This window comes from Serratia sp. MMO-28 (assembly GCF_037199905.1).
Lineage (GTDB): Bacteria > Pseudomonadota > Gammaproteobacteria > Enterobacterales > Enterobacteriaceae > Chania > Chania oryzae.
This window is the reverse complement of the sequence record NZ_JBBCVB010000021.1, coordinates 41114-66891: the sequence shown is the minus strand read 5'-3', so window position 1 is coordinate 66891 and position 25778 is coordinate 41114. Positions and strand designations below refer to the sequence as shown.

20 protein-coding genes are annotated in these 25778 nt (G+C 52.5%); 7 read left to right on the top strand and 13 right to left on the bottom strand.

Features of this window, described 5'->3' with window-relative positions; all coding sequences use genetic code 11:
- The first annotated feature begins 232 nt into the window (after positions 1 to 232).
- The 5 genes from WG891_RS18285 (at position 233) to WG891_RS18265 (ending at position 7888) form a co-directional block, all read left to right on the top strand.
- On the top strand, positions 233 to 1933 hold the full coding sequence (locus WG891_RS18285; RefSeq protein ID WP_337264065.1) for a GGDEF domain-containing protein: 1701 nt from the start codon (positions 233 to 235) through the stop codon (positions 1931 to 1933).
- 307 nt (positions 1934 to 2240) lie between these two features.
- On the top strand, positions 2241 to 3446 hold the full coding sequence (gene pncB / locus WG891_RS18280) for a nicotinate phosphoribosyltransferase (protein WP_337264064.1): 1206 nt from the start codon (positions 2241 to 2243) through the stop codon (positions 3444 to 3446).
- Between the two features lie 214 nt (positions 3447 to 3660).
- Entirely contained in the window at positions 3661 to 5061 is a 1401-nt protein-coding gene (asnS, locus tag WG891_RS18275) for an asparagine--tRNA ligase (protein WP_337264022.1), read from the top strand.
- A 299-nt stretch (positions 5062 to 5360) separates the two neighbouring features.
- Entirely contained in the window at positions 5361 to 6452 is a 1092-nt protein-coding gene (gene ompC / locus WG891_RS18270) for a porin OmpC (RefSeq protein WP_337264021.1), read from the top strand.
- Between the two features lie 245 nt (positions 6453 to 6697).
- Entirely contained in the window at positions 6698 to 7888 is a 1191-nt protein-coding gene (locus WG891_RS18265; RefSeq protein ID WP_337264020.1) for an amino acid aminotransferase, read from the top strand.
- A 73-nt stretch (positions 7889 to 7961) separates the two neighbouring features.
- On the opposite strand, the gene WG891_RS18260 is transcribed toward WG891_RS18265, so the two are convergent.
- The 7 genes from WG891_RS18260 to cmoM all read right to left on the bottom strand — a co-directional run bounded on the left by WG891_RS18260 (position 7962) and on the right by cmoM (position 18789).
- A complete protein-coding gene (locus WG891_RS18260; protein WP_337264019.1) occupies positions 7962 to 8609 on the bottom strand; it encodes an MBL fold metallo-hydrolase in 648 nt (215 codons plus the stop codon).
- Positions 8610 to 8675: 66 nt separating this feature from the next.
- Positions 8676 to 9224, bottom strand: a complete 549-nt coding sequence (locus WG891_RS18255; protein ID WP_337264018.1) for a YcbK family protein — start codon at positions 9222 to 9224, stop codon at positions 8676 to 8678.
- 180 nt (positions 9225 to 9404) lie between these two features.
- Positions 9405 to 11252: a L,D-transpeptidase gene (gene ldtD, locus WG891_RS18250; protein ID WP_337264017.1), complete on the bottom strand. Its 1848-nt coding sequence runs from the start codon at positions 11250 to 11252 to the stop codon at positions 9405 to 9407.
- A 272-nt stretch (positions 11253 to 11524) separates the two neighbouring features.
- Positions 11525 to 15979 (bottom strand): chromosome partition protein MukB, encoded by a 4455-nt coding sequence (gene mukB, locus WG891_RS18245; protein ID WP_337264016.1) that lies wholly within the window; start codon positions 15977 to 15979, stop codon positions 11525 to 11527.
- The gene (gene mukE / locus WG891_RS18240) at positions 15976 to 16704 is read right to left on the bottom strand and encodes a chromosome partition protein MukE (protein WP_337264015.1); all 729 of its coding nucleotides are present in this window, start codon (positions 16702 to 16704) and stop codon (positions 15976 to 15978) included. Before mukE ends, mukB begins: the two co-directional genes overlap by 4 nt.
- Positions 16685 to 18007, bottom strand: a complete 1323-nt coding sequence (mukF, locus tag WG891_RS18235) for a chromosome partition protein MukF (protein WP_076942224.1) — start codon at positions 18005 to 18007, stop codon at positions 16685 to 16687. Before mukF ends, mukE begins: the two co-directional genes overlap by 20 nt.
- Entirely contained in the window at positions 18004 to 18789 is a 786-nt protein-coding gene (cmoM, locus tag WG891_RS18230; RefSeq protein WP_337264014.1) for a tRNA uridine 5-oxyacetic acid(34) methyltransferase CmoM, read from the bottom strand. Before cmoM ends, mukF begins: the two co-directional genes overlap by 4 nt.
- Positions 18790 to 18940: 151 nt before the next feature.
- Between cmoM and elyC the strand changes: the two genes are divergently transcribed.
- Positions 18941 to 19720, top strand: a complete 780-nt coding sequence (elyC, locus tag WG891_RS18225) for an envelope biogenesis factor ElyC (protein WP_337264063.1) — start codon at positions 18941 to 18943, stop codon at positions 19718 to 19720.
- Here elyC and WG891_RS18220 read toward each other — a convergent pair whose 3' ends face one another.
- The 6 genes from WG891_RS18220 to cspE all read right to left on the bottom strand — a co-directional run bounded on the left by WG891_RS18220 (position 19721) and on the right by cspE (position 23805).
- Positions 19721 to 20617: a YcbJ family phosphotransferase gene (locus WG891_RS18220; protein ID WP_337264013.1), complete on the bottom strand. Its 897-nt coding sequence runs from the start codon at positions 20615 to 20617 to the stop codon at positions 19721 to 19723.
- Between the two features lie 148 nt (positions 20618 to 20765).
- Positions 20766 to 21515, bottom strand: coding sequence for a 3-deoxy-manno-octulosonate cytidylyltransferase (gene kdsB / locus WG891_RS18215; protein WP_337264012.1), 750 nt, complete (start codon positions 21513 to 21515; stop codon positions 20766 to 20768).
- Entirely contained in the window at positions 21512 to 21694 is a 183-nt protein-coding gene (locus WG891_RS18210; RefSeq protein ID WP_337264011.1) for a Trm112 family protein, read from the bottom strand. The genes kdsB and WG891_RS18210 overlap by 4 nt, the downstream gene beginning before the upstream one ends.
- Positions 21695 to 21812: 118 nt before the next feature.
- Positions 21813 to 23039, bottom strand: a complete 1227-nt coding sequence (locus WG891_RS18205) for a winged helix-turn-helix domain-containing protein (RefSeq protein WP_337264010.1) — start codon at positions 23037 to 23039, stop codon at positions 21813 to 21815.
- A gap of 110 nt (positions 23040 to 23149) precedes the next feature.
- A complete protein-coding gene (locus WG891_RS18200) occupies positions 23150 to 23371 on the bottom strand; it encodes a cold-shock protein (protein WP_076942230.1) in 222 nt (73 codons plus the stop codon).
- A 224-nt stretch (positions 23372 to 23595) separates the two neighbouring features.
- Positions 23596 to 23805, bottom strand: coding sequence for a transcription antiterminator/RNA stability regulator CspE (cspE, locus tag WG891_RS18195; protein ID WP_037393997.1), 210 nt, complete (start codon positions 23803 to 23805; stop codon positions 23596 to 23598).
- A 566-nt stretch (positions 23806 to 24371) separates the two neighbouring features.
- Between cspE and hglS the strand changes: the two genes are divergently transcribed.
- A complete protein-coding gene (gene hglS, locus WG891_RS18190) occupies positions 24372 to 25778 on the top strand; it encodes a 2-oxoadipate dioxygenase/decarboxylase HglS (protein ID WP_337264009.1) in 1407 nt (468 codons plus the stop codon).

The following is a 25778-nucleotide window of genomic DNA, read 5'->3' as shown; positions in this document are numbered from 1 at the left end:
TTGCCGGTACTGGCTCAAGTAACGTCATACCGGCCTTAGCCTGTTGCATAACGTTGAGCTCCGCGGCCCGATAGTGAATAAACTCTATCACAGCCACGAAAAAAACCCAGAGATGGCCGCGCCAGCGACAGAAATAGCTGCGCAATTGCGCAGCACCTACAACATTACTGCAGCGACGCGCTCGACACGATGTTATAATTTCACCCTCGTCTCGCTGGAGAAACGGATTGGCATGAAAGTAAAATACCTAATCTATTTTTTCACTTTTGCCCTAACGTTCTCTTTTGCCATATTTATTTCCGATGGGCTGGTCGAGGCGCATGACAGCTATCTTCAGAGCCAGGAAAACCTGTATAAAACCCATCGCGCCAAAGAAGTGTCCGCAGCCTTTCAGGCCGCGCTGCGTGCACACCGTTCAAAAAGATTAAGCCTGGTGAATAAAGAGATTACCGCAGACCAATGGCAACACGATGATGCTCAGGCACGCCAAAAAATAGCGATCGTCAAATCACATATCGACAGCGAGATCTCTCAACGGCTGGGGATTCAGCAGAAATTCGCCCTGCTCTCTATGGTCAACCTGATGGAGAAATTGTTGGATAACGACTCCCGCCAGATATCGCTGATCAATGAAGCCAACACCAATTTATTCAATATCAACAGCGCCTATTATATCGTCCAGGCTACCAAAACCTTTTATCGCTATACCTATGATACCCGGATGATCACCGCCGATTCCTTTCTGTTTCTGGAAGCGATCCGTCTCAATAATCGGCTGAATATGACCCTGGCCGAATTGCTGGATCAGATTATTGACATTAACCTGGGTGGGCAGGAGCATAAAACCCTTTACCTGAAGGCGATCCAACTCACCGGCGCTCTTAATGCCCTTAACACCCGCTTGGTGTTTATGAAACTGGCCTACGGCGATGCGCAAATTTCAGCCGCCGTGGATGATATTCTGGAAAAGATCTCCAGCGATCGGGTTAACCGTATTTCGGAAGATTTGCATCAGGCCATTACTCATAACACCGGCTATAACTCAGGCGTTATCTACCAGTATATCAAAGAGCTGAGCCAACTTTCTCAACTGCTATATCAGCGTAGTTTTGAACTGGAAATTGCCGCCTCTGAAGCCCAAATGCACCACAGCCAGGCCGCTATTTACGGCATGATTTCGCTCGGTTGGCTGATCGTATTGTTTGTGCTGTTACCTTCGCTGATATTCTGTTCAAATATCAGCCGCTGGCTGACCAAGACCCATAACAATATTCTGCGCCTGTCACGAGGTGAAATGAATATTGATAACAACGAGGCGTTTTATAGCAAAGAACTGATCGCCATCAGCGACGCCATCACGCAGCTCAAACAATATCATCAGGAAAAAATTGCGCTGGAAAATGAAAAACATCAGCTGATAAAAGAGCTTGAAGCCTCATCTTTCTTCGATCCGTTAACCAACATTTATAACCGTCGCAAATTCTTCCTCGAATGTGAGCAGTTGGCCGCCAACAGTTATCCACACGCTTTTTGCCTGCTTGATGTCGATAACTTCAAGCGGCTCAACGATACCTATGGCCACGACATTGGCGACCAAGTACTCGTGATGTTCGCACAATTGCTGCGCAACACCTTCCGTTCCAGTGATATCTTCTGCCGCTACGGCGGAGAAGAATTCGCGGTGCTGCTCAACCACTGTACGTTGGAAAACGCCCGCAGCATCATGGATAATCTGCGGGAGCAAACCTGTCAACTCAGCCTGGCGCTGGACAATGGCAAGACAGTGCGCTTTACCACCAGTTGTGGCATCGCAACGGTCAACCACTTCCAAGCACTGCACCCGGGCATCAAGCAGGCCGACGAAGCGCTGTATTTCTGTAAAAAGAGCGGCAAAAACAAGGTCAGCATCTACACGCCAAGCGGGTTTATCTGAATCAGTGTTTAAAATAATTAACATTATAATTTTTATCATTAAATAGACTAAACAGCCCAGCTTATTGGATTATCTGGCTTTTCTTGCCAGCAGCGCTGCCTCAATCCCATAAAGGCACGTTTAATCCTCGACCCGTTCCCGCCATTTGTGGTGTGATGAGGCTTCAATAACAGGATAATCCGGGTATACTCCCCCCACTTTTACGATAGTACCCAACGTATTTGCCGTTGCCGCGAGATAGCAGCGTCAAATAAGACAGGGATATCCGGATTTGGACACGCGCCTGAAGAGGATGCTGTTACGCGCTATGACTCTATACGCCTCCCCGATTTTAACCTCGCTGCTTGATACTGATGCCTACAAGCTTCATATGCAGCAAGCAGTGTTCCATCGCTACCCCGCCATTACCGTTGCGGCGGAGTTTCGTTGCCGTGGCGACGAGTTGCTGGGTGACTATGCCGACGAGATCCGCGCGCAGGTTACCATGATGAGTCAGTTGGCACTGACCGAGGGCGAGTTTCAGTACCTTTCCGGTTTGCCGTTCTTTCAGCAAGATTACCTGAACTGGCTGCGTGAGTTCCGTTATGACCCCCAACAGGTCACCATCGATAATCGCGACGGCAAGCTGCAGATCCGCATCGCCGGGCCATGGCTCGAAGTGATTATGTGGGAAGTGCCGCTGCTCGCCGTGATCAGTGAAGTGGTGCATCGCCACCACTCGCCACAAGTGACGCCAGAAATGGCCGTGAGCCAGTTGCGCAGTAAGCTGGCACAGTTCAAACGTATGGCCGGAGATATTGATATCTCCCGCTTCAAGCTGATGGACTTCGGCACCCGCCGCCGTTTCTCACGTGGCGTGCAGCAGGCCGTCGTTAGCACGCTGAAACGTGAATTCCCCTATCTGGTCGGCACCAGTAACTACGATCTGGCTCATCGGTTGGCCTTGACGCCGGTCGGTACACAGGCTCATGAATGGTTCCAGGCCCACCAGCAGATCAGCCCGGAGCTTGCCAACAGCCAGCGTGCAGCGTTACAGGCTTGGCTGGATGAATATCCCGATCAGTTGGGCATTGCGCTCACCGACTGTATTACCATGGATGCCTTCCTGCGCGACTTCGGCCCGAAGTTCGCCCAACCTTATCAAGGGTTGCGTCATGACTCTGGCGATCCGTTCGCCTGGGGCGAGAAAGCTATCGCACACTATCAGGCATTGGGGATCGACCCCATGAGCAAAACGCTGGTGTTTTCAGACAATCTGGATCTCGACAAAGCCCTGGCCCTCTACCGCCATTTTGATCGGCGCATCAATTTGGTCTTTGGCATCGGGACTCGCCTGACCTGCGATATTCCCGGCGTCAAACCGCTGAATATTGTGATCAAGCTGGTTGAATGCAAGGGCAAACCGGTGGCGAAACTTTCTGATAGCCCAGGCAAAACCATCTGCCAGGATCAAGCGTTCGTGAAAGCCTTGCGCAAAGCCTTCGCGCTGCCACTGGTGAAAAAAGCCAGTTGATGATGTAAGCCGGTTGAATCCTTGCAGCCGGCTTTTCTTTTTCTTCCTTTATATAGCAACAAAATTCCCGCCTCTTTTACCCGCCCACAAGAAATGTTGCGCCATTCTGATGATTTCTACTTGTGCTCTGCAACGCGGCAAGTAACATAGCATTATCCCCAAATTCTTGGGTTGTTAGCCGTTCCTGAACCAAAACTTATAAAGAGAGAAATCTATGAGCGTAGTGCCTGTAGTCGACGTACTGCAAGGTCGTGCTGCGGTTGACAGTGAAGTCACCGTGCGCGGTTGGGTACGTACCCGGAGAGATTCTAAAGCTGGTATCTCCTTCCTCGCCGTTTATGACGGCTCCTGCTTTGATCCGTTACAGGCCGTTGTTAATCATTCTCTGCCGAATTATCAGGATGAGGTTCTGCATCTGACTACCGGCTGTTCCGTTGAAGTGACCGGGAATGTGGTTGCCTCTCCAGGCGAGGGGCAGAGCTTTGAACTGCAGGCGACGGCGGTTAAGGTTGTTGGCTGGGTTGACGATCCCGATACCTATCCTATGGCGGCCAAGCGCCACAGCATTGAGTACCTGCGCGAAGTGGCCCACCTGCGCCCACGCACTAACCTGATCGGTGCCGTTGCCCGCGTTCGTCATACTCTGGCGCAGGCGATTCACCGCTTCTTCCATGAAAATGGTTATTTCTGGGTATCGACCCCGCTGATCACCGCTTCTGATACCGAGGGAGCCGGTGAAATGTTCCGCGTATCCACGCTGGATATGGAGAATCTGCCACGCACCGACAAAGGCGCGGTCGACTTCAGCCAGGATTTTTTTGGCAAAGAAGCTTTCTTGACCGTTTCTGGTCAGTTGAACGGCGAAACCTATGCCTGTGCGTTGTCAAAAATTTACACCTTTGGCCCAACCTTCCGCGCCGAAAACTCCAATACCAGCCGCCACCTGGCTGAGTTCTGGATGATCGAACCCGAAGTGGCATACGCTACTCTGGATGACGTCGCAGACCTGGCCGAAAGCATGTTGAAGTATGTCTTCCAGGCCGTGCTTGATGAACGTGCTGACGATATGCAATTCTTCGCAGAACGCGTAGATAAAGACGCCGTTGATCGCCTGAAACGCTTTGTTTCTTCCGACTTCGCCCAAGTGGATTACACAGAAGCGGTTGAAATTCTGATCGCCTCTGGCCAAACCTTCGAGAACCCGGTTTCCTGGGGGATCGATCTTTCTTCTGAGCACGAACGCTATCTGGCCGAGAAGCACTTCAAAGCGCCAGTGGTAGTGAAGAACTACCCGAAAGATATCAAAGCATTCTATATGCGCATGAATGAAGATGGTAAGACCGTCGCGGCGATGGACGTTCTGGCACCGGGGATTGGTGAGATCATTGGTGGTTCACAGCGTGAAGAGCGCCTCGATGTGCTGGATCAGCGCCTGAAGGAAATGGGGCTGAATAAAGAAGATTACTGGTGGTATCGCGATCTGCGTCGCTACGGTACCGTGCCACACTCTGGTTTTGGCTTGGGTTTTGAGCGTTTAATCGCTTATGTCACTGGTGTGCAAAACGTACGTGATGTGATCCCATTCCCTCGTACACCACGTAATGCCAGCTTCTAGTTAGACTTCGAGAACGTTTTTTAACCTATTTCTGTACAATTTTAAGGCCAGCACTGCTGGCCTTTTGTCTTTTCTATTCTTGATCCAGGTCACAAAGTTCCCTTATTTTTACATTTAGTAACACATACTTTCCTTTTGAAACCAGATTGCGACATTAGTAGCATTTTCGTTCTAGATTAACCCGGCTGTGAATGGAACACTGCGTTCAGACACAGGACGACACCAAACTATCAACAATAGTTCCAAAAGAATTATTGGCGGCAGTGGCAAGGTGTCCGAATAACACCAATGAGGTAATAATGATGAAGCGCAATATTCTTGCAGTAGTAATCCCAGCTCTGTTAGCAGCTGGTGCAGCAAACGCAGCAGAAATCTACAACAAAGACGGTAACAAGCTGGATTTGTACGGTAAAGCTGTTGGCTTGCACTATTTCTCTAGTGACAAAAGTAGCGATGGTGACAAATCCTACGCTCGTCTTGGCTTCAAAGGTGAAACCCAGATCAATAGCGAACTGACCGGTTATGGCCAGTGGGAATATAACTTCGCAACTAACAACAGCGAAGACCAAGGTACCAAAGGCAACAAGACTCGTCTGGGCTTTGCTGGCCTGAAGTTCGCTGATTACGGCTCATTCGACTATGGTCGTAACTATGGCGTTGTATATGACGTTGAAGGTTGGACCGATATGCTGCCTGAGTTCGGCGGCGATACTTACACCAACACTGATAACTTCATGACTCAGCGTGCCACTGGTGTAGCAACTTACCGTAACAAGAACTTCTTCGGTCTGGTTGATGGTTGGGACTTCGCACTGCAGTATCAAGGTAAAAACGATCGTAGCGATGTTAAAACTTCTAACGGTGATGGCGTAGGTGTTTCTACCAGCTATGCCATCATGGATACCGGCATCAGCTTAGGTGCAGCTTACTCTTCTTCTAACCGTACTCTTGATCAGAAGAATAAAACCACCGCTGGTGGTAATGTTGCTGATACATGGACCTTGGGTGCTAAATACGACGCGAACAACGTCTACTTTGCTACCATGTACGCTGAAACACGTAACATGACCCCATACGGCAGTGGTTCTAATACTATCGCAAACAAAACCCAGAACTACGAAGTTGTTGCTCAATACCAGTTCGATTTCGGTCTGCGTCCATCTATCGCTTACCTGCAGTCTAAAGGTAAAGACCTGAACACTGTTTACGGCAACAACAAAGACCTGGTTAAGTATGTTGATATCGGTGCTACTTACTACTTCAACAAAAACATGTCTACCTATGTTGATTACAAAATCAACTTGCTGAACGACAATGACTCTGCGTTCTACAATGCTAACGGTATCAACACCGATAACATCGTAGCTACCGGTCTGGTTTACCAGTTCTAAGTTGTTACGCTTAATGGCGGTTCGCTGCCAGATAAGTTAAAAAAACAGGGCTTCGGCCCTGTTTTTGTTTGATTACTCCGCCGTTTTTTATCCTACCAATTCCCGCTTCTCCGTCATTTTTTGTGCTGAATCTGCCGCCATCACAAGATCGATGTGTTTTTCTCGCAAACGGTTGGCAAAGGCGATAACTGGCGCTACCCTGATGCTTCTGTCTGCTTAACTCTAGGCCATGGAAGCAATCTGACATGTTTGAAAAAATCACCGCAGCACCTGCCGATCCGATTCTGGGTCTGACCGATATTTTCCGCACGGACGCCCGTCCGAACAAAATCAACTTAGGGATTGGCGTCTATAAAGACGAAACCGGTAAGACGCCGGTATTGACCAGCGTGAAGAAGGCTGAGCAATACCTGCTGGAAAATGAAACCACCAAAAACTACCTTGGCATTGAGGGTATCCCTGCGTTTGCTAGCTGCACGCAAGAGTTATTGTTCGGCAAGCAAAGCCCGATTATTGCCAGCAAGCGTGCGCGCACCGCGCAAACACCTGGTGGTACCGGCGGCCTGCGTGTAGCAGCAGACTTTATTGCCAACCAAACCAGCGCCAAGCGTATCTGGATCAGTAACCCAACCTGGCCTAACCACAAAAATGTGTTCGGCGCAGTTGGCCTGGAAGTGTTGGAATATGACTATTACGATGCCGCCAACCATGCATTGGACTTTGATGGCTTGCTCAATAGCCTGAAACAGGCTGAGGCTGGCGATGTGGTGTTATTCCACGGCTGCTGCCATAACCCAACCGGCATCGACCCAACCGAAGCACAATGGACCCAGTTGGCTGAGCTTTCCGCCGCCAAGGGCTGGTTACCCCTGTTCGACTTTGCCTATCAGGGTTTTGCCAAAGGTTTAGAGGAAGATGCTCAAGGCCTGCGCATTTTTGCAGCCAAGCATCAGGAACTGATTGTTGCCAGTTCTTACTCGAAGAATTTCGGCCTTTACAACGAGCGTGTTGGTGCTTGTACGGTGGTTGCTGCCGATGCTGAAACCGCCGATCGCGCATTCAGTCATGTTAAAGCCGCAATCCGTGCCAACTACTCTAACCCACCGTCGCACGGTGCCGCCGTAGTTGCCACCATTCTGGGTAACGAAGCACTGCGCGCCACTTGGGAGCAGGAACTGACGGACATGCGCCAGCGTATTCACCGTATGCGCCAGTTGTTCGTGAATACCTTGCAGGAGAAAGGGGCAAAGCAAGACTTCAGCTTTATCATCAACCAAAATGGCATGTTCTCTTTCAGCGGGCTGACCAAGGAGCAGGTTCTCCGCTTGCGTGATGAGTTTGGTGTTTATGCCGTTAACTCTGGCCGCGTCAACGTGGCAGGCATGACGCCAGACAATATGGCACCGCTGTGCGAAGCCATCGTCGCCGTGTTGTAAGCTGAAAATTCAGCATTGAAAAGGGGCGCACTGCGCCCCTTTGCCATTCTTGTCTTACCGGGAGTTCATCCCGTCACCAGACTGCCGGTTCTTCCCGCAGGAAAGGATTGGTTTGGCGTTCTTGCCCAAAAGTGGACATCGGTCCATGCCCTGGAATAAACGCCATATCATCACCTTGCGGTAATAGCTTGGTACGAATCGAAGCAATCAGCGTTTGATGATCGCCACGAGGGAAATCGCTTCGGCCCACACCACCACAAAATAGCACGTCGCCAACCAATGCTAGACGTGCCTTCTCGTTGATAAAAACGACATGCCCAGGCGTGTGACCAGGACAATGCAGCACCCTCAATGACATCTCACCCACCTGCACAATCTCCCCTTCCTCCAGCCATTGCGCTGGCGTAAAGGGGGCACATTCTGCCAGGCCAAACATACGGCTCTGAGCAGGCAAGCCTTCAAGCAAGAAAGCATCTTCTTTATGCGGCCCCAAAATCGGCACCTGATAATATTCAGCTAATTCAGCCGCCGCACCGACGTGATCGAGATGGCCATGCGTCAGCAGAATCTGGCTAATCTTCACGCCTTTCTTCGCTACTTCAGCTTTCAATTTCTCAGGCTCACCACCAGGGTCAACCAAAGCAGCCTGCTGTGTTTTATCACACCAGATCAGAGTACAGTTTTGGCTAAACGCCGTGACGGGGATAATGTGGTATTTCATAAAGCTCCAACGACAAAAGCGCCATACCCGATCAAGGTTGGCGCTATTCACTCATGGTGCACAGTGTTACCAGGTCCGCACCGGGCCGGTATCAATGTGTACAAAGTTGCTACGCGGATAATACCCTACGCCGCCAGCGCGCATCTTTAACGCCGCTTTGCGGATATTACTCAGTTGGATACCTTCAATATGGAAATCCATCGCCTGCCCTTTGGTATGGTAGCTCTGTTTAGCCACACCACGGCTGTGCTCACGCATTTCATTATTGGTTGATGAGGAACGGTAACCCGAAATCAACTGAATCGGCTTGGTCGTTCCCAGCAAGCCCTGAAGGCGATAGAGATGGTCAAACAACTGAGGATCGATCGTTTTGACCTTATTGGCACGATAATCACGGAAAATATGGTTCAACCGCGCTAACTCTTCCCGGTTGTAACCTTTGCCGTTGAAAAACTCGGCCTTGATAGATTCACCGGTATTCAAGTTATTGAGTACCAGAATACGTGGGCGAGCAGTAGAAAGGCTGGCAAAGGCTTGCCCGGGGAGCAAAGCTATGCCCATAGCCGCACTACCTAGCGTTAGCCATTTCCGGCGATGATGATCAATGTTGTCCATGACTCTTTTAAACTCGGCAAGAATGTCAAAATAAATGCACAAAGCTGCGCACAGCCCGAACCATAACCGCCAGCGTATACGGAGTCAACCCGATATAGGCTTAGGTTTACAAGCACCCACAAAAAGAGTGCTTGTGGATCACCAGACATTCAGACCGTCATTTCCTTAGAATTACTGCATTTATTGCATCAATTTTTCAGCCTGAGCCAAAATTTGTGCGCCCGATCTCACCGTCACATCATAATTGTAAATATCTGTACGGAACTGCGGTTTACCGTCATCAGCAACCCACGCCGTCAGATAATACAGCTGGACCGGGATATGCTGACGAATGTTTACGTAGGTGGTATTCCCCGCTTTCAGCGTGGAGGAGACACGTGTGTTATTCCAACCAGCGTCCTGCAGTAGCATGTTCGCCAGATCAGACGCTTTATTCACGCGTACACAACCCGAGCTTAAAGCCCGAATATCTTTCTGGAACAAGCCGTGGTTAGGGGTATCGTGCAGATAGATCGCTTCTGAACTTGGCATATTAAACTTGAAACGCCCCAGTGAATTACTGGCCCCAGGTGCCTGTTGGACGCGGTAAGGGAAGTTGCGCGGCGAAATCACGCTCCAATCAATCATTGACGGATCGATCGCCTCAGACTCATTGCTCCAACCAGAGAACACCCGATAGCCATGCTTCTGGAAATAAGCCGCGTCATGCATCGCTTTAGGCGCAATATCTTCACGAATCAGCTTAGTTGGCACGTTCCACGGCGGGTTGACCACCACATTATTCAGTGCACTGCTCATTAATGGCGTTTTACGGCTTGGGCGGCCCACAATCACCCGTGAAGACAACACTTCATTGCCGTTCAGGTAATAGATCAGTGAGTAATTCGGAATGTTGACCATAATGCCGGTATCAACATGCCCAGGCAGAATGCGCAGACGCTGAATGTTCAACGCCAGCAAAGAAGCACGCATTTGCGGTGAGACGTTCAGCCATTCGCGTGTCCGGGCACCAATAACACCGTCTGGTGTCAGCCCTTGCCATATCTGGAAACGTTTAACCGCTTCCACTAAATCGTCGGTATAGCGATTATCTCTCACCGAAACCGGGTTGACGGGCTGTTGCACCGCTGGAGCTTCGGGAGCGGAAGAAAGATCTTTGATCGGTGCCGCTGCCGGGCTGACTACCGCCCCAGCAGTGCTGCGATTTTTCTCTTCATCGACCGACAGATCGTCCTCCACTACCGGTGCCGTTGCGGCCGCCTGGGTCGCGGCGGGCTCCTGCGAATGCGGCGTAGCTATCGGCGCAGCCGTTAACATACCAGTACGCGTAAGAATTTCTCGCAATGCCGGAATATCATCGCTGAGCTGGCCAGGGCGCAAACTTGCCCCATTCGCCATTTGTGGCCAAGGCCGGCTATCTGCTAACAGGTCGCGCAACGCTTGATGCATTTTTTCATACTGCGGATGCTGAGGTGCCAGCGAATGGATATACGCCAGGGTTTTGCCCTGCTGTAACGCCAACTGCCACTGGTTGATGACGGTATTCGCCGGCAAGCCCAGCTTGTAAGGGACATTGCTGTACAGCCAGTTGTTACCATTTACCCCGATTGACGAAACAAACTGCAGATAGCCCAGCATGGCGTCAGACAGCACAATATCGCGAGCCATGTCGGTGATCGCCGGATCGGTGAGCAATTTCACCCACTGGGTGAACTGTGGCTGTACCCCGGAAATGGCGAGTTCAGCAAGCTGTTGCTGGAACTGCAATACCGTTTCGCGATCCTGCCACATTGGCTGCATCTGGTTGGAGGCATACAGTTGGACAAGGGTAGGAAGATAATACGGCATCACGCCTTTAGGCAGTGCCGCCAATATTTCACTGCGGCTTTGCGCAGCAGACATACCAGATGGCGCCGCCGACGGAAACGCCTGCACGGCAGCCCATGCGGGTAACGACATGGCAAAACCACACGCAATTGCGCAACTCAATGCCAGACGTCGTACTGAGTTTCCTTTTTTAAGCAACATCCCTTGCCCCCTGTGTGCTCACAAAAAATACAACAAAGATTATTTATCCCCAGACAACGTCAAGCAGCCGATGCGTTTGCACTCCTGCAACTCGACCTATTGGAGGGACATTAGTTTCATTATACAAACAGAACGGCCCATTTGCTCTCGGCACCGCAGAATTACTGTTAGCCACTTGGCTTTATCGGTAAAAAAACCCATCTATCATCCTCGCAGCACAAAAAAATAGCCACCTAAAGGTGACTATTTTCAGACTTTTAGGGCACTTTTACTCAAGTTTGAGACGTTTCTGCTACCGTCTGGGCCAACGCGGGTTGTTCCGGTGCAAAACCGCGTAAACCAACCACGTGCACATGCTCATGGTTTTGGAACACTTTACGCACCAGTTTATAGGTCGTGCCTTTTTCCGGGCTGATATTTTCTGGTGCAGCAATGATCAACTGCATTTCCAAACGATCGCACAGCTCAAACAGAGTGGCGATAGATTTAGCATCCAAGCGCGCCGCTTCATCCAGGAACAACAGGCGACAAGGCGAGATATCTTTACCGCGCAGACGACGTGACTCTTCTTCCCAACTCTGCACCACCATCACCAGAATCGACATGCCGGTACCGATCGCTTCCCCGGTGGACAAGGCGCCACTTTCCGCACGTAACCAACCGTCGGAACCGCGGAAGACTTCCACTTCCAGCTCCAGGTAATTACGGTAATCCAGCAGTTCTTCACCAATGGTCTGCGGCGTACGCTGCCCCATGTCGATTTGTGGATTCAGACGCTGATACAGTTTTGCCAAGGCCTCCGAGAAAGTCAGGCGGTTACTGTTGAACAGATCCTGATGCTGTTCCTGCTGCTCAGACAACACGGTCAGCAAGGTAGCATGGGCTTCCCGCACGTTGACGTTCAAACGCACGCTCTTCACCTGGCCGAAAGACACCGCCTGCAAACCCTGGTTGAGCATACGAATGCGGTTCTGCTCACGCTGGATGGTCTTACGGATGATATTGGCCACGCTCTTCGAACTGATCGCCAGCTTCTGTTCACGCGCGGTCAATTCCTCCGTCAGACGGCCCAACTCGATCTCCATCTGCTCGATAGCTTCGACCGGATCGTCAGTGCGGATAATATCCTGACGGATACGCTCACGCAGATGCTGATAAACCGCGATGTAGAACTGGATTTTGCGCTCAGGCCGTTTAGGATCCTCCGACAGGCGCAATACGTCGCGCAAGTGCTCATTATCCGCCACCGCCAAACGCAGCGCCCCCAGTGCCTTATCCGACATGGAACGCAGCTCATCAGCGTCCATATAGGCCAATTCACGGCGATGCAGGCGGCGTTCAACACCGTTGTCTTTCACCAGGCGCATTACGGCACACCAACCCGCCTTGGCGGTCACCACCTGCTCACGCAGTTGGTAATAATCACGCTCCAGCTTGCGCAGTTTTTTCTGCAAGCCGTCCATTTCCGCTTCGCAGAAGGTCAGTTGCTTTTCCAACTGATTACGGCGCGTGCGATTGGTGCTCAGTGCCGCATGCAGTTCATCACGGCGCTGGCGAGCACGCGCTTCGGCATTGGCATCCGCCTGCACCCCGATATCCACCAGTTCCTGGCTCAGCTCTTTCAACATGTCGCGTTTGGCGTCATAGGAACTTTTCAGCGATGCCAGCACTTGGCTGTACTGGGTAAACTGAGTCTGATACTGGCGCAGTTGCTCACGGGCGCGAGTCCGCTCCGCTTCCGCATGTTCCAAGCGTTGACGCAGCTTCTCGTTAAGGTCGTTATCAGCATTTTGCATACCGGCGGAGTCGGTATAGCTGAAGTGTGCGCGGCGCTGTACCACTTCGATCAACGCAAAGGCTTGCTGCTTGGCCTGACGCTGCGTTGCCTGCGCCTGTGCGTAATCCAGTTGCAGTTGTTCATGCTGTTCTGGATCGCTTTGCAGCACTGATAGCAGCGGCTCGAGCTTGGTCAGCGCAACCCCATGCTGTTGAATATAACGCGCAGCATCCTGCGCTTCTTCCAGCTCTTCGCGGATCTCTTCAACGCGATCCAGCAACGTATCGTCATTCAGCAGCGAAACCAGCGGCATCAGGCGATTCAGCGCTGAAATGCCCTCTTTCGCCTGTTCATACTGCTGACGCTGCTGCTGATTCTGTGCCTCGTGGTTGTTAAGCGAACGCTCAATCTCACCACGGCGGCCGTTCATGGTGCGGATTTCCGCCTCAGGATCGGCATCAAACGCCACCGCCAGATGGGAACCGATAAAGCGGCTGAAAGCCTGGTGAGAACGCTGGGTTTTCTGCACGTCAAACGACAGCGTGGCGTAGCGCTCTGCCAAACTATCGCGTTCGGCATATAATACTTCCAGGCGATTTTCACGCGCCGCACGGCCAAACAACGGCACTTCGGGGTAACGCGAGTAACGCCACTGGCGATCGGCGATCTTCACCACCACCGCTTTTTCATGTTCTTCAACGGCGAATACGCTGTCATCGAACGACTGCGGATCCCCTTCAATCAGGTAGAGATCTTCCGGGCAATCATCCAGCCCTTGCAGCATCTCGCGCACCAGAGACAGATCTGGTACCACGATCGCATGGCGTGACGGACCATACAGCGCGGAGAAATACGGCGCGTCGTCGATGGTCACATCGTCATAAATCTCTGACAGCAGGACGCCGCCGAAACGCTCGGCCAGCGTCACCAGCCGCTGATCTTCGGCACCGCTTGGCTGGCTGAGGCGTTCAATTTGCGCCTCAATCTCACGTTTGCGCGCAGCCACTTCGTCGCGCTCAACGGTAGTTTCACGTTCGCGCTCCAGCAATTGCTGCATGTATTCGGTGACTTGCTGGCCATCTGCGAAGGTTTCGCCACTTTGCTCGCTGAGTTGGCTCAGGGCATCCTGTGCACCTAACCAGATTGGCGCACGGGTGGTCAGCTCTTTGATACGCTGTTGGATTTGCTCCAGTTCTTGGCGCATTTCCATCCGGCGCTCACCGGCTTCGCTGACGCTCTGTGACAGCGACTCCAGGCGCTCTTCCAGCTCTTGCTGCACGGCATCGAGTTCGTCTGGCTGATATTCCTGCCCATGGCGCTTACAGAACTCCTGCAGCAAACGCTCGGCATCCTGTTGTGAACGCAGGCGTTGTTCCAGTTCGTTCAAACGCATACGCAGCGGCTGCACACGTTCAGCCTGGTGCTGCTGTGATGGCCAGTCGCGCAACAGCTCACGGGCGGTTTGCCAGGCTTCACTGCGGCTCACTTCCCCGGCAATTTTACCCACCAGCTGATAGGCTTGTTCGAACTGGCTGTGGGCGGCATCCGCCACGCTCAATTTCTGCTCCAGCAGCAGCAGGGCTTCAGTGGCTTCCTGCTCGCGCGCCTGGAAGGTCTCCAGCCACTCTTCCGCGTTTTCGGCGGTCAGTTCCGGCACCTGGCACAGCGCACGGGCGCGCTCCAGCGCCTGCAATGCCTGCTGGTATTGGATCGCACGGGTCTGCTGCACGTCCAGAGCCTGCTGATAATCGGCAAGCTGGCTTTTCAGCTCATCCACTTCCAGCTCGGCAGCTTCGGCTCGTGCTTCATTTTCCGCCTGCTGCTCACCGGCTTCCGCCACCACTTCATTCTGTTCTTCCAGGCGGTAGGTCAGCTCTTCCAGATCGGCTTCATAGCGCTCGATCTTTTCCTGCTGGCGCATCGCCGTCTGCACCAGATTAAGGTGATCGCTGGCTGCCTGATAATCGGTTTCCAGATCCGATTCGGCACCGCTTTGCTCGGCCAGTTCGCGCGCCATTTCAACATGGCGGAACTGTTCACTGGCCAGTTGTTTGCGGCTGCCCAGCAAATCGCTGCGTAACACCAGCGCGCTATCCAAATGGATACGGCGTTCATTGGCGTGACGCATATAGTCGGCGGCAACGTAAGATGTCGCCTCAGAGATTAAATGTTTGAACAGATCGCGGTCTGACTGAGTAACGCGGATCGCCTCCAGCGTCATGCGGTTCTCACGCAGCGCGGCTTCCATATCCTGGAACGCTTTGCGCACCCCGCTGTTTTCCGGCAACAGGTAGTCACGCAGAGAGCGGGTAATGGCGCTGGAAATGCCACCATAGAGCGAGGCTTCGATCAGGCGATAAAACTTGCTGCGATCGGCTGAAGAACGCAGGCGTTTCGGGATCACCCCCAGGTCAAACATCAATGAGTGGTAATCGGTGATGGAGTTGAACTGCTTGAACTGCACCCCTTCCATCTCTTCGACGCGCTCTTTCAGCTCCTGCAACGACAGCACGCGCGCCTGGCGCTCACCCACGGTCTGGGTCAGCAATTCGGTGGGCTGTACCGCCGTCGGCAGGCCCTGAATGGTGAATGGCTTGATATCGACCTTACGATCGCGCCCCGCCACCTGCTGCAGGCGCACCCCCACCAACACTCGTTGATGGCGTGAGTTCACCACGTCCAGCGTGGAATAACAGACGCCGGCGCGCAGCTTACCGTGCAACCCTTTGTCACGTGAACCACTGGTGGCCCCCGCCTCGGTGGTGTTACGGAAGTGCAGCAACGTCAGATCGGGGATCAGCGCGGTAACGAACGCCGCCATGGTGGTGGATTTACCCGCCCCGTTGCCCCCAGACAGGGTGGTGACCAACTCATCCAGATCAAAGGTTCGAGCGAAGAAACCGTTCCAGTTAACCAGCGTCAGTGAGCGAAATTTACCGCGTTCAATCATTCCTGTTCATCCTCTGCACTGTCTATGGCGTTATCTGTCTGCGCGTCTTCCGCCTCGATCTCATCATTCAGCGACAGGCTGTTTTCCACCGACATCGCTTCACCGTCACGGATCATCCGCAACTGGGCTTCGCGCGGATCGTCACCGCTGCGCACGTCGGCACCAAAGCGGAATACCGCTTCAGTAATGCGGAACTTGCTGCTGTCGTTACCCATGAAATACACCATGCCGAGGCGGCGCAGGCGGTTCAGCGATGAACGCACTTTTTCATGCAGCTTTTGCCGATCCAAATCCGAACCGGTTGAACGCTGGTTAACGAACTTCAGCAGTTTATTCTCATCAGCCAGGCTCAATAGCTCTTCGTACAGCTCTTGCTGGCTGAAGATGCCTTCGTGCGCCAGGCGCTCCGGGCTGAGGTAGAGATAACACAGGATCTTGCCGACCATCATATCCAGCTCGGAAAGCACCGAGCGCGGGATCAGCGTGGTGGAGCGCGGGCGCAGATAGAAGAAACCTTCCGGCGCGCGAATCAGCTCAACGCTGTAACGGGCATAGAATTCTTCCAGCTCGTCCTGGAAGTCCATTAAGAAAGCGTGGTTGTCCAGCTCATCGATACCGATGTGGCGCCCAGCACGCAGTTGGCTGTCGAGTGCCGGAAACAGCGTGTTCGACAGTGCCTTGGCCAGCTTGACTGGCATTACTTGTTCAATATTTGTCGATGACATGGGCCTGTACCTTGGCTCCGTAATCATTGATTGCCTGCCACTGTGCTGGCAACCCTGAAAAATCAGCTTCAGCCACACCAAGGCGCACTGCCTGGTCGACCACTATGCGAGCGACGTCGAAGTGACGTGCACGCGGATATTGCGCCAGATAATCGCGCATTACCGCCCCTAAGTTGAGCGGCATTTTCTGCTCTTTATAGACCTGCAGTGCCTGTTCGATCATCGCTGCCAGTTGCTCACGAATTTCGCTGAACTCTTCATACTCCAGATCGGGCGGCAGTTCCCCGGTGACTTCTTCACTGCGCAACGCCAACTCTTCGTCGCGCATATCGAACAGACGATCGGCATTAGCGTGGGTCAGCGTCCAAGGGTTGTCGAAGTAGTTTTGCACCGACTGGCGCAAACGCTGGGCGAATACGCGGTTTTTATCCATATCGATGGCGGTACGAATAAATTTGTGAACGTGGCGATCATAACCGATCCACAGATCAATCGCCTGTTGGCCCCAACTGATAATACGGTCCAACTTGCTTTGCAGGTCAAATACCAGCTTATCGACGAAGCCCAGCTCCATTCCGCCCTGCGTTGCGTCCTGAATGCGCAGCAGATTAGCCTGCAGCTTATCACCTGCGGCTTCCAGCGTATCCTGCAGTTCACGCAAGGTTCCCGAGGTTTCTGACAGCAGCATCTCGCAGCTGGAGATCGCCGCGCGCCAATCCTTGTTCAGCAGAGCGGCAATGTCTTCTTTTACGCTCTGCTGCTGTTCATCCATCAGGCGCTGCGTCAGATCGATACTGTCAAAGATCTCAGCCACCGAATACTTCAGGGGAGCAAACACGTTACGGTGCCAGTGGAAATCATCACCGCCCTCTTCGGCGGCATCGGCGGCGCGTTTGAGCTCTTCCGCCACGATAGACAGTTGCATGGAAAGGCGCAGGGTCGAAAACTCACGCTGACGGATGTAATAGTCAGTAATACCGATGCCCAGCGGGGTCAGGCGATAGATGGCATTGCCATCCGCCAGTTCGCTGACAAAACGGTTCAACAGGCGCTGGCGCACCATATCGTTGATCGCATTGTTCGCACGCATGGCGACCGTTTCATGGGTCTGCTCAAAACCTTTACTGACATGGCGAAATGCATCAACCAGCTCACCTTCACTCATCTCACCGTCCAGCCGCTCGCCATTTAACGTGGCAATAGCCAGCAAGAATGCAAGACGCTCAGTGGGGAGCGAAATAGAGAAATCATTTTTCCGTGCCCAGGCAACCAGTTCGGGTACTGTCTGGGAAAATTCACTCATAGTTCGTCCTTCAGGTTTGGTTTATGCGCCATCACGTGAATATAACGCCCCAAACTCACATACGGCTCCTGCCGGCAATAAAGCTGTTCAAGCGCCAGTAACTCTTCAAATTTCTGTGTCTGCAATTGTCTGCTTTGCAGATAGTCATGGAAAACCCTCACGCCGGTTTTCCCTGAAATCTGCATCCCCAGCTGTTCCAACCACGCGTACACCTGAGGCGGGCTATGCGGATATTGTGGCGATAAAGAACGCTTGCGGCGCCTGCGGACCTCGGGATCCACCAGTTGGAAATTCCCCAGCACCACGTTGCGCATCAAAAGGCCGTTAGCATTGAAGAACATCAGCGAAAGCGCCCCTCCCGGCAACAGGCAGTTAAATAACGCCGCCAATGCCGCCTGCGGCTCGGCGATCCACTCCAAAACAGCATGGAACAATATCAGATCAACCGGCTGTTCCAAGTGTTGCCCGATGTCTTGTGCCGAACTTTGTATAAATTGCATGTTCTGGCTCACACCTTTCTGCTCTGCCAACAAGACAGCGCGTTGGATCATCTCACCAGAAAGATCGCACAACAACACCTGATGTCCTAATTCGGCCAACTGGCAGGCCATATGGCCTTCACCACCACCAGCATCCAGAATGCGCAGTGGCCGCTGCGGCAATTGTGCCAACAGTGTGGTCAGATCCTGCCAAACCACCGCCTGGCGGATTTTCCCCTTGGTCGTGCCGTAAATATTACGCGCAAACTTCTCCGCAATATCGTCAAAATTGCGATCCTGCATGGACAACGGCTCCGCTGATTTCATCTTGGCCTGAGGCAAGCACTTGCCCATTCAAACCTGCTATTTTGGCACAGACTGGCTTAGAATGAATCTTCTAGCGGCATGATTGCGCCCAGATGTCGTTTTTTCGCCCAAAAGGACCTGATTTTTGATGCTGTTTAACCTGAAAAAGTTCATCGGCAACCTGTTAATGCCGTTACCCGCCTTGCTTTTGTTGATGGGATTGGCGCTACTGCTGCTGTGGTTTACCCGCTGGCAAAAAAGCGGCAAAGCCATTTTGAGCCTGAGTTGGCTGTTTTTACTGCTTTTAAGCCTGCAGCCGGTAGCCGATCGTTTACTGCGGCCACTCGAATCCACCTACGCGACTTACCGCGGCAGCGATCGGGTTGACTATATTGTCGTGCTGGGCGGCGGTTACACCTTCAACCCAGACTGGGCTCCCAGCTCAAATCTGCTCGGCAACAGCCTGCCTCGGGTCACGGAAGGTGTCAGGCTATACCTCTCTCATCCCGGTAGCAAGATGGTGTTTACCGGCGCGCGCGGGGCCAAAACCTTGAGCAATGCCGAAACCGCAGCACGGGTGGCAGAAAGCCTGGGGGTGCCGCACAGCGATATTGTGATTCTGGATCGCCCGTTGGATACGGAACAGGAAGCCGCGCAAGTGGCTAATTTAGTGGGAGAGAAACCATTTATTCTGGTGACCTCTGCCAATCATCTGCCGCGTGCGATGCGCTTCTTTACAGCCCAAGGCTTGCACCCGATCCCGGCACCGGCCAACCAACTGGCGATCGCTTCGCCGTTAAATATTTGGGATCGGGTTATGCCATCCGCAATGTTCCTCGGCCACAGTGAACGCGCGGTGTATGAAACCCTTGGCAGCCTGTGGCAGCAATTGAAAGGGGATCGTGAAGCAACGCCAGACTCGCAGTAATCAATCGGCAAGCCAGGGCAGCAGCTGTTTGGCCGCCTGATCGAACAGCTGGCGATCCAGCTTGCCGGTGTGAATCATCCGACCCACCGCCTCCCACACCACATACAACCAGCGGCGCACCAGGAACTGTTCAGCCACCGGTGCGCGTTGCAGATAGCGAAACAGCAACCGATCCGGCATCCCGGCTTCGCACAGCCTGAACAGCTCGTACTCTCGCGGTGCCCACAGCATCATGCCCGGATTGAGCATCGCCAGCAGTTGATCGGTTTTGGCATCTTTCAGCATGCTGCGTAACGAAAGGTTGCCGTGCACCAGCACGCAGGGATCGTCAAAATCGGCAAAAAAATGAGGTAACGCTTCACGCGTGCGGTAAAGCAGACGACGATCGGCCATGGTAAACAGCGGCGAATTGAGATTACTGAGCGTTGACCACAGCACTTCGACACGCTGCTGATACCAGCAAAACCAGTCGTTTTCCTGTGTGCTGTCCACCGTGCCGACGCAGCCATGGCTATCAATACGATGCCAAGCCAGCACACCATCAATAATCTGGTCCATCAGCATGTCCCAGCGATCGGGAGTTCGGGTTGGTGCCTCAACCGAAACGCCGCGCAGACGCTCAATCAGTAGAATCTCTTTATAGGGGGATTGGTGGCTGTACACCATGCCGTAAACCGTCGGCAGACGGATATCCCCTTCGCGTGCCAGCATGGAAAGCTTATAGGCCTCCTGCTGCGCGATCCCCTCACAGACAAAGCTTTTCGCCATCAACGGAATCGCATGATCCTGTTGATCATACAGCGAATACATATGTGCATAAGGCTGCTCACTGACACGTTCCAGGCGACCGATCGATTCACCCAGCACCACACTCAATTCAGCACGCAACTGCTCCATTGGGCAAAAACCTCTAGGTTAAGGAAAAGCGCCCTACATGATTGAACGGTAGACAACGAAATTCTTCAATGCAGATCAATAAAATGGAGATAAAAAAACATGAGGTAAAGCGGCCAGAGTGATCTGGCCGACAAAATAGCCGCAAAAATCAGTTTTTAATGCTGTCTCGCACGCGCTGCAAATCTTCTGGCGTATCTACGCCCACGCTTGGAATGGCTTTTGCCACCGCAACGTGAATTTTTTCGCCGTACCACAGCACGCGGAGCTGCTCCAACAGTTCGATCTGCTCCAGCTGACTGGGCTGCCAGCTCACGTAACGACGCACAAACCCGGCACGGTAGGCATAAATGCCGATATGGCGCAGCAGGCCGTCACCGATGCTTGCTTTCGATTGGGCAAAGCGTTCGCGATCCCATGGAATGGTGGCGCGCGAGAAATAGAGCGCATAGCCCTGCGCATCCATCACTACTTTGACCGCATTGGGGTTAAACGCCTCTTCCGCGGTTTCGATCGGCACAGCCAGCGTTGCCATGCCGGCCTCGCAAGACGCCAGGTTCTCGGCCACCTGGCGGACGATCACCGGCGGTATCAACGGTTCGTCGCCCTGCACGTTGACGATGATTTGATCGTCAGTAAAGCCGCATTTCTCGATCACTTCCGCCAAGCGCTCAGTACCTGAATGATGATCCGGGCTGGTCATGCAGACTTCGCCGCCCGCGGCTTCCACCGCTTTGGCAACCTCAGGATGATCGGTGGCAACAATCACGCGAGAAGCACCGGATTCACGCGCGCGTTCCATCACGTGTACCACCATCGGTTTACCGTGAATATCGGCAAGCGGTTTACCTGGCAAACGGGTTGAGGCATAACGAGCAGGAATAATAGCGATAAAACTCATGCGTGTTTCTCATCCATTGACAGGGAACGCGCTTCGTTTTCCAGCAACACCGGAATACCATCACGCAGTGGATAAGCCAGGCCGTCCACTTTGCAGACCAGTTCCTGGTTTTCTTTATTGAAATAGAGCTTACCGTTGCAGACCGGGCAGGCAACGATTTCGAGTAAACGGTGATCCATGCTTCCTCCAAGGGATATAGGCATCAAGGAAAGTGCGTGAGGATAGCATAACGCTATAGGTCAGGTTAATCACCGCCTGATTTACCAGGCGAAGATCGCAAGTGGCGGTTTAAATCCGTTATGCCACCTGCCAGCCTGTCGCCCATTCCGCTGCCAACGGGGCCGGGATGTCCCCCAGGCTGACCTGTTGCGCGCCATGCCACTTCGCCGTGCGGGTGATAACCTGCCGGATATCCTGGCAACGCTGTTTATTCAGCTTGGTTTTTGGCTGCAGGTGAAAACTGATGATCTCAAACACGCCCTGCTTGCGGTGCATTTTTGCATCAACCCGGCCTATCAGTTCGCCACGCTGCAACAACGGCAGCGTGAAGTAGCCATACTGGCGTTTTTCTTTTGGCGTGTAACATTCCAGCCGGTAATCAAAGTCAAACAGCTCCAGCGCACGGCGGCGATCCCACACCACGGGATCAAAAGGAGAAAGTAAGCTGGTCACGCTGGACTTCAGTTTCCCTTGTTCAGCCAATGCCAACTCGGCGGCCAACGACTGATGCACATAGAATTCGCCGTCCAGCCCATCGATGTTGACCGGCGAAATTTCCTCTTGCTGTACCAGGGTTTCCAGCAACTTTTTAGGGGCAACTCGCTTTAAGCGATAATAATCCGCCAGCCATTCGGCTCTAAAAATGCCCAGATAGCGACAACTACGGCGCAACATTTCCTGCTGCGCTGCGGCCTGTGGTAAAGCGTGGGCATTGTCATCCCAGTCAGGCAGTAACCGTTGGGTAAGATCGTAGACGCGATGAAAGTTACGGCGCTCGGCCACCATCAGCTTGCCGGTGGTGAACAGGATCTCAAGATGACGTTTTTCCGGCTTCCAGTCCCACCAGCCACTAGCGCCTCTCTTTTCGGCCGTAAAATCTGCCGAGCGCACCGGGCCTTGGGCCGCAACGTATTGCAACAGCGCTTCAATGGCAGCATGGTGTTTGTTCACCCACTCTTGCGAATGCTTCCACCCCATCCCCTGCGGATCCAGCATGCGGTGACGCAGCAACCCGAAATCATCAATGGGGAGGAAACAGGCCTCATGTGCCCAATACTCAAACAGTTGGCGAGCGGCTAAAGCCTGTTCCAACCATTCTGGCTGATAATCACCCAGGCGGCTGAACAGCACCAGATAAGGGCTACGCGCAACGACGCTGATCGTATCGATTTGCAGCAACCCCATACGCTCTATGGCGCTGATCACATCTGCGGGTCTGGCTTTGCGTTTAACGGTGGACAGCAGCCCTTGAGCGGCAAGATGAAGCGCGCGGGCAGAGGAGAGTGGAATAACCGGGGTTGGCATCCTGATATCTCGGGTGATTGAACAATCGCCAGATAATAAAGGATATTAGAGAATTTTTCTTCGCCAGTGCATGGGGGTGGCGGCACCGGCACTGGCGAGGAAGAGGTGGGTCAGAACGCGATAACGTCTGCCGCAGACAGCCCGTGAGAGCTACGATAGATCGAGAACTCGACGTTCTGACCTTCATTTAACGATTTATTCTTGGTATTGGCGATAGCACGGCGGCTAACATAAATTTCGTCACTACCATCAACCGGGGAAATAACACCATAGCCTTCGCTCTGATTAAACCATTTCACACGGCCCATTTTTAACACAGTATTTTTAAACATCATTTAGTTCCTTTCACTTGAGCATCCCTGACAAGGTCATTTTTATTATTGTCTGGATGCTATAAGCCCATCCTAAAGTTTCTCGTAACAAACCTCTCGTGAGCAAAAAAATAAAAAACCCGCACGTTGGCGGGCTTGTTTGAACTCAATATCTTCCGCAATAACTCAGCATACATGCATCGTTATGGTTGTATTTCGTTCTCTATACGTTATTCCCTGTGGATTTACAGAGCAACAACGTTAGCGGCAGCCGGCCCACGCGGGCTGTCCTGAATGGTGTATTCAACACGCTGGCCTTCTGCCAGGGTCTTGAAACCATCGGTCATAATAGCGGAGAAGTGTACGAACACATCTTTACCGCCGTCTTGTTGCTCAATGAAACCAAAACCTTTGCTTTCGTTGAACCACTTAACCTGACCCATTTTCTTAGACATTACTATTACCTTTTAAATATATTTACACAATCTGCCATAAGGCAATTTGGCCGTTTTCAGAATCATTACTTATGGGAGGTACTTAGAAGGTTCGTCTTTGAAGCGGAATCAGATGATAACGTTTTGGGAGGAACTGCTTTACTCTAAACTCGAACATAAATAGGTCTGCATCACAGGCCGAGTTGTATTTACTCATAAAATCAACATCAATACAAGAGGTTTATCACAATATTTTCTCACAACCTGCAGATGCTCCCCCCTTCTACTCCATCATCGGCAAAATCAAATGAGAGCTGACGCATAAAACTCTAATATCGTTAGCCAATCTATAACAAATCCCGATCAAGCTGGCTAAACTTTGGGTGAAAACAAGGTAAGTGCCCCTCTATACCCTTCATTCTTCACGTTGCTTGGGTGTTGGCCGCGCACCGTCGCCCCAGTCACAGAGTGGACTATGCTCCTGGGGCCTTCGCTGCTTGCCGCCTACAAACAACTCGAATTATTTTGGGTATAACCAATAGCAAACCACATTATTCAGGCTTTAACTTATCGAAGGAGTTATGCGCATGACTGCCCAGCAGTTCGTCTCATCGAATGAGATCCGTGCCAGATTTTCCAAGGCAATGTCGATCATGTATCAAAAAGAAGTGCCATTGTATGGCGCACTGGTCGAACTCGTGGCGGAGACTAATCGGCAAGTTCTGAGTGAAGACGCCGCACTGGCCAACCAGTTACAAATCACCGGGGAAATCAATCGCCTGGCCATGGAGCGTCATGGCGCTATCCGCGTAGGTACGGCGGAAGAGCTGAAGACATTACGGCGTCTGTTTGCGGTTATGGGGATGTCCCCCGTAGGTTACTATGACCTGGCCGTTGCCGGTGTGCCTGTTCACTCAACCGCGTTCCGTGCCGTGCATGAAACTGCACTGCAGCTTAGCCCATTTCGGGTATTTACCTCTTTGTTACGGCTGGAACTGATCGAGAATGTGCAGCTACGTGAGTTGGCTCAACAGCTGTTAGCCCGCCGCCGTATTTTTACTGAGCGCGCTTTGGAGTTGATTACGCTGCATGAGGCGCAAGGCGGTTTGGATGAAGAGCAGGCACAAGAATTTATTGTACAAGCGCTAGAAACCTTCCGCTGGCACAGTCAGGCGACGGTAAGCGCCGGTGAATATCAGCAGTTACACGATCAACACCGCCTGATCGCCGACGTAGTCGCTTTTAAAGGCCCGCACATCAATCATCTGACGCCGCGTACGTTGGATATCGATCGTGTGCAACTGGCGATGCCACAGCGCGGCATTACTCCAAAAGCGGTGATTGAAGGCCCGCCACCACGCAACTGCCCTATTCTGCTGCGCCAGACCAGTTTCAAGGCGTTAGAAGAAGATGTTGCCTTTATTGAACATGATGGCCACGAAGTCGCTGGGCATCATACAGCACGCTTTGGTGAAATCGAGCAACGAGGAATTGCGCTTACCCCAAAAGGGCGCGCGCTTTACGATCGGCTGCTACAGGCTACTCACGATGCATTGCAGGCCCCTGCCACTGAGAAGAATGCGGCGCAATACAATCAATTACTGGCTGAGCATTTTCAGGCATTTCCCGATGATTATGCTGCACTGCGCGAGCAACGCTTGGCCTGGTTTCGTTATTTCCCGACAGAATGCGGCCTGGCCGCTAAAGAGACTCTGGATAAGCACAGCTCTCTGGATCAGCTTATCGCGCTTGATTACGTCCGTTTCCAACCCTTGGTTTATGAGGATTTTCTGCCCGTCAGTGCTGCTGGCATTTTCCAGTCCAACCTCGGTGATAGCCGCCATACGCAATACGGCATGGCATCAAGCCGCACCACATTTGAACAGGCATTAGGCGCAGATGTGATTGATGAGTTAGAACTGTATCAGCAGACGCAACAGCGTTCGTTACAGGCCTGTGCGGAAGCATTAGGGGTATACAAACTGGAAGCCTGA

Excerpts from the sequence above, each read along its gene's own strand:
- mukE (WP_337264015.1), bottom strand. The coding sequence starts at position 16,704 with ATGTCATCGACAAATATTGAACAAGTAATGCCAGTCAAGCTGGCCAAG.
- WG891_RS18205 (WP_337264010.1), bottom strand. The coding sequence starts at position 23,039 with ATGCCAACCCCGGTTATTCCACTCTCCTCTGCCCGCGCGCTTCATCTT.
- mukB (WP_337264016.1), bottom strand. The coding sequence starts at position 15,979 with ATGATTGAACGCGGTAAATTTCGCTCACTGACGCTGGTTAACTGGAAC.
- cmoM (WP_337264014.1), bottom strand. The coding sequence starts at position 18,789 with ATGCAGGATCGCAATTTTGACGATATTGCGGAGAAGTTTGCGCGTAAT.
- WG891_RS18210 (WP_337264011.1), bottom strand. The coding sequence starts at position 21,694 with ATGGATCACCGTTTACTCGAAATCGTTGCCTGCCCGGTCTGCAACGGT.
- mukF (WP_076942224.1), bottom strand. The coding sequence starts at position 18,007 with ATGAGTGAATTTTCCCAGACAGTACCCGAACTGGTTGCCTGGGCACGG.
- hglS (WP_337264009.1), top strand. The coding sequence starts at position 24,372 with ATGACTGCCCAGCAGTTCGTCTCATCGAATGAGATCCGTGCCAGATTT.
- WG891_RS18255 (WP_337264018.1), bottom strand. The coding sequence starts at position 9,224 with ATGGACAACATTGATCATCATCGCCGGAAATGGCTAACGCTAGGTAGT.
- ompC (WP_337264021.1), top strand. The coding sequence starts at position 5,361 with ATGATGAAGCGCAATATTCTTGCAGTAGTAATCCCAGCTCTGTTAGCA.
- elyC (WP_337264063.1), top strand. The coding sequence starts at position 18,941 with ATGCTGTTTAACCTGAAAAAGTTCATCGGCAACCTGTTAATGCCGTTA.
- WG891_RS18260 (WP_337264019.1), bottom strand. The coding sequence starts at position 8,609 with ATGAAATACCACATTATCCCCGTCACGGCGTTTAGCCAAAACTGTACT.
- cspE (WP_037393997.1), bottom strand. The coding sequence starts at position 23,805 with ATGTCTAAGAAAATGGGTCAGGTTAAGTGGTTCAACGAAAGCAAAGGT.
- ldtD (WP_337264017.1), bottom strand. The coding sequence starts at position 11,252 with ATGTTGCTTAAAAAAGGAAACTCAGTACGACGTCTGGCATTGAGTTGC.
- pncB (WP_337264064.1), top strand. The coding sequence starts at position 2,241 with ATGACTCTATACGCCTCCCCGATTTTAACCTCGCTGCTTGATACTGAT.
- WG891_RS18220 (WP_337264013.1), bottom strand. The coding sequence starts at position 20,617 with ATGGAGCAGTTGCGTGCTGAATTGAGTGTGGTGCTGGGTGAATCGATC.
- asnS (WP_337264022.1), top strand. The coding sequence starts at position 3,661 with ATGAGCGTAGTGCCTGTAGTCGACGTACTGCAAGGTCGTGCTGCGGTT.
- kdsB (WP_337264012.1), bottom strand. The coding sequence starts at position 21,515 with ATGAGTTTTATCGCTATTATTCCTGCTCGTTATGCCTCAACCCGTTTG.
- WG891_RS18265 (WP_337264020.1), top strand. The coding sequence starts at position 6,698 with ATGTTTGAAAAAATCACCGCAGCACCTGCCGATCCGATTCTGGGTCTG.
- WG891_RS18200 (WP_076942230.1), bottom strand. The coding sequence starts at position 23,371 with ATGTTTAAAAATACTGTGTTAAAAATGGGCCGTGTGAAATGGTTTAAT.
- WG891_RS18285 (WP_337264065.1), top strand. The coding sequence starts at position 233 with ATGAAAGTAAAATACCTAATCTATTTTTTCACTTTTGCCCTAACGTTC.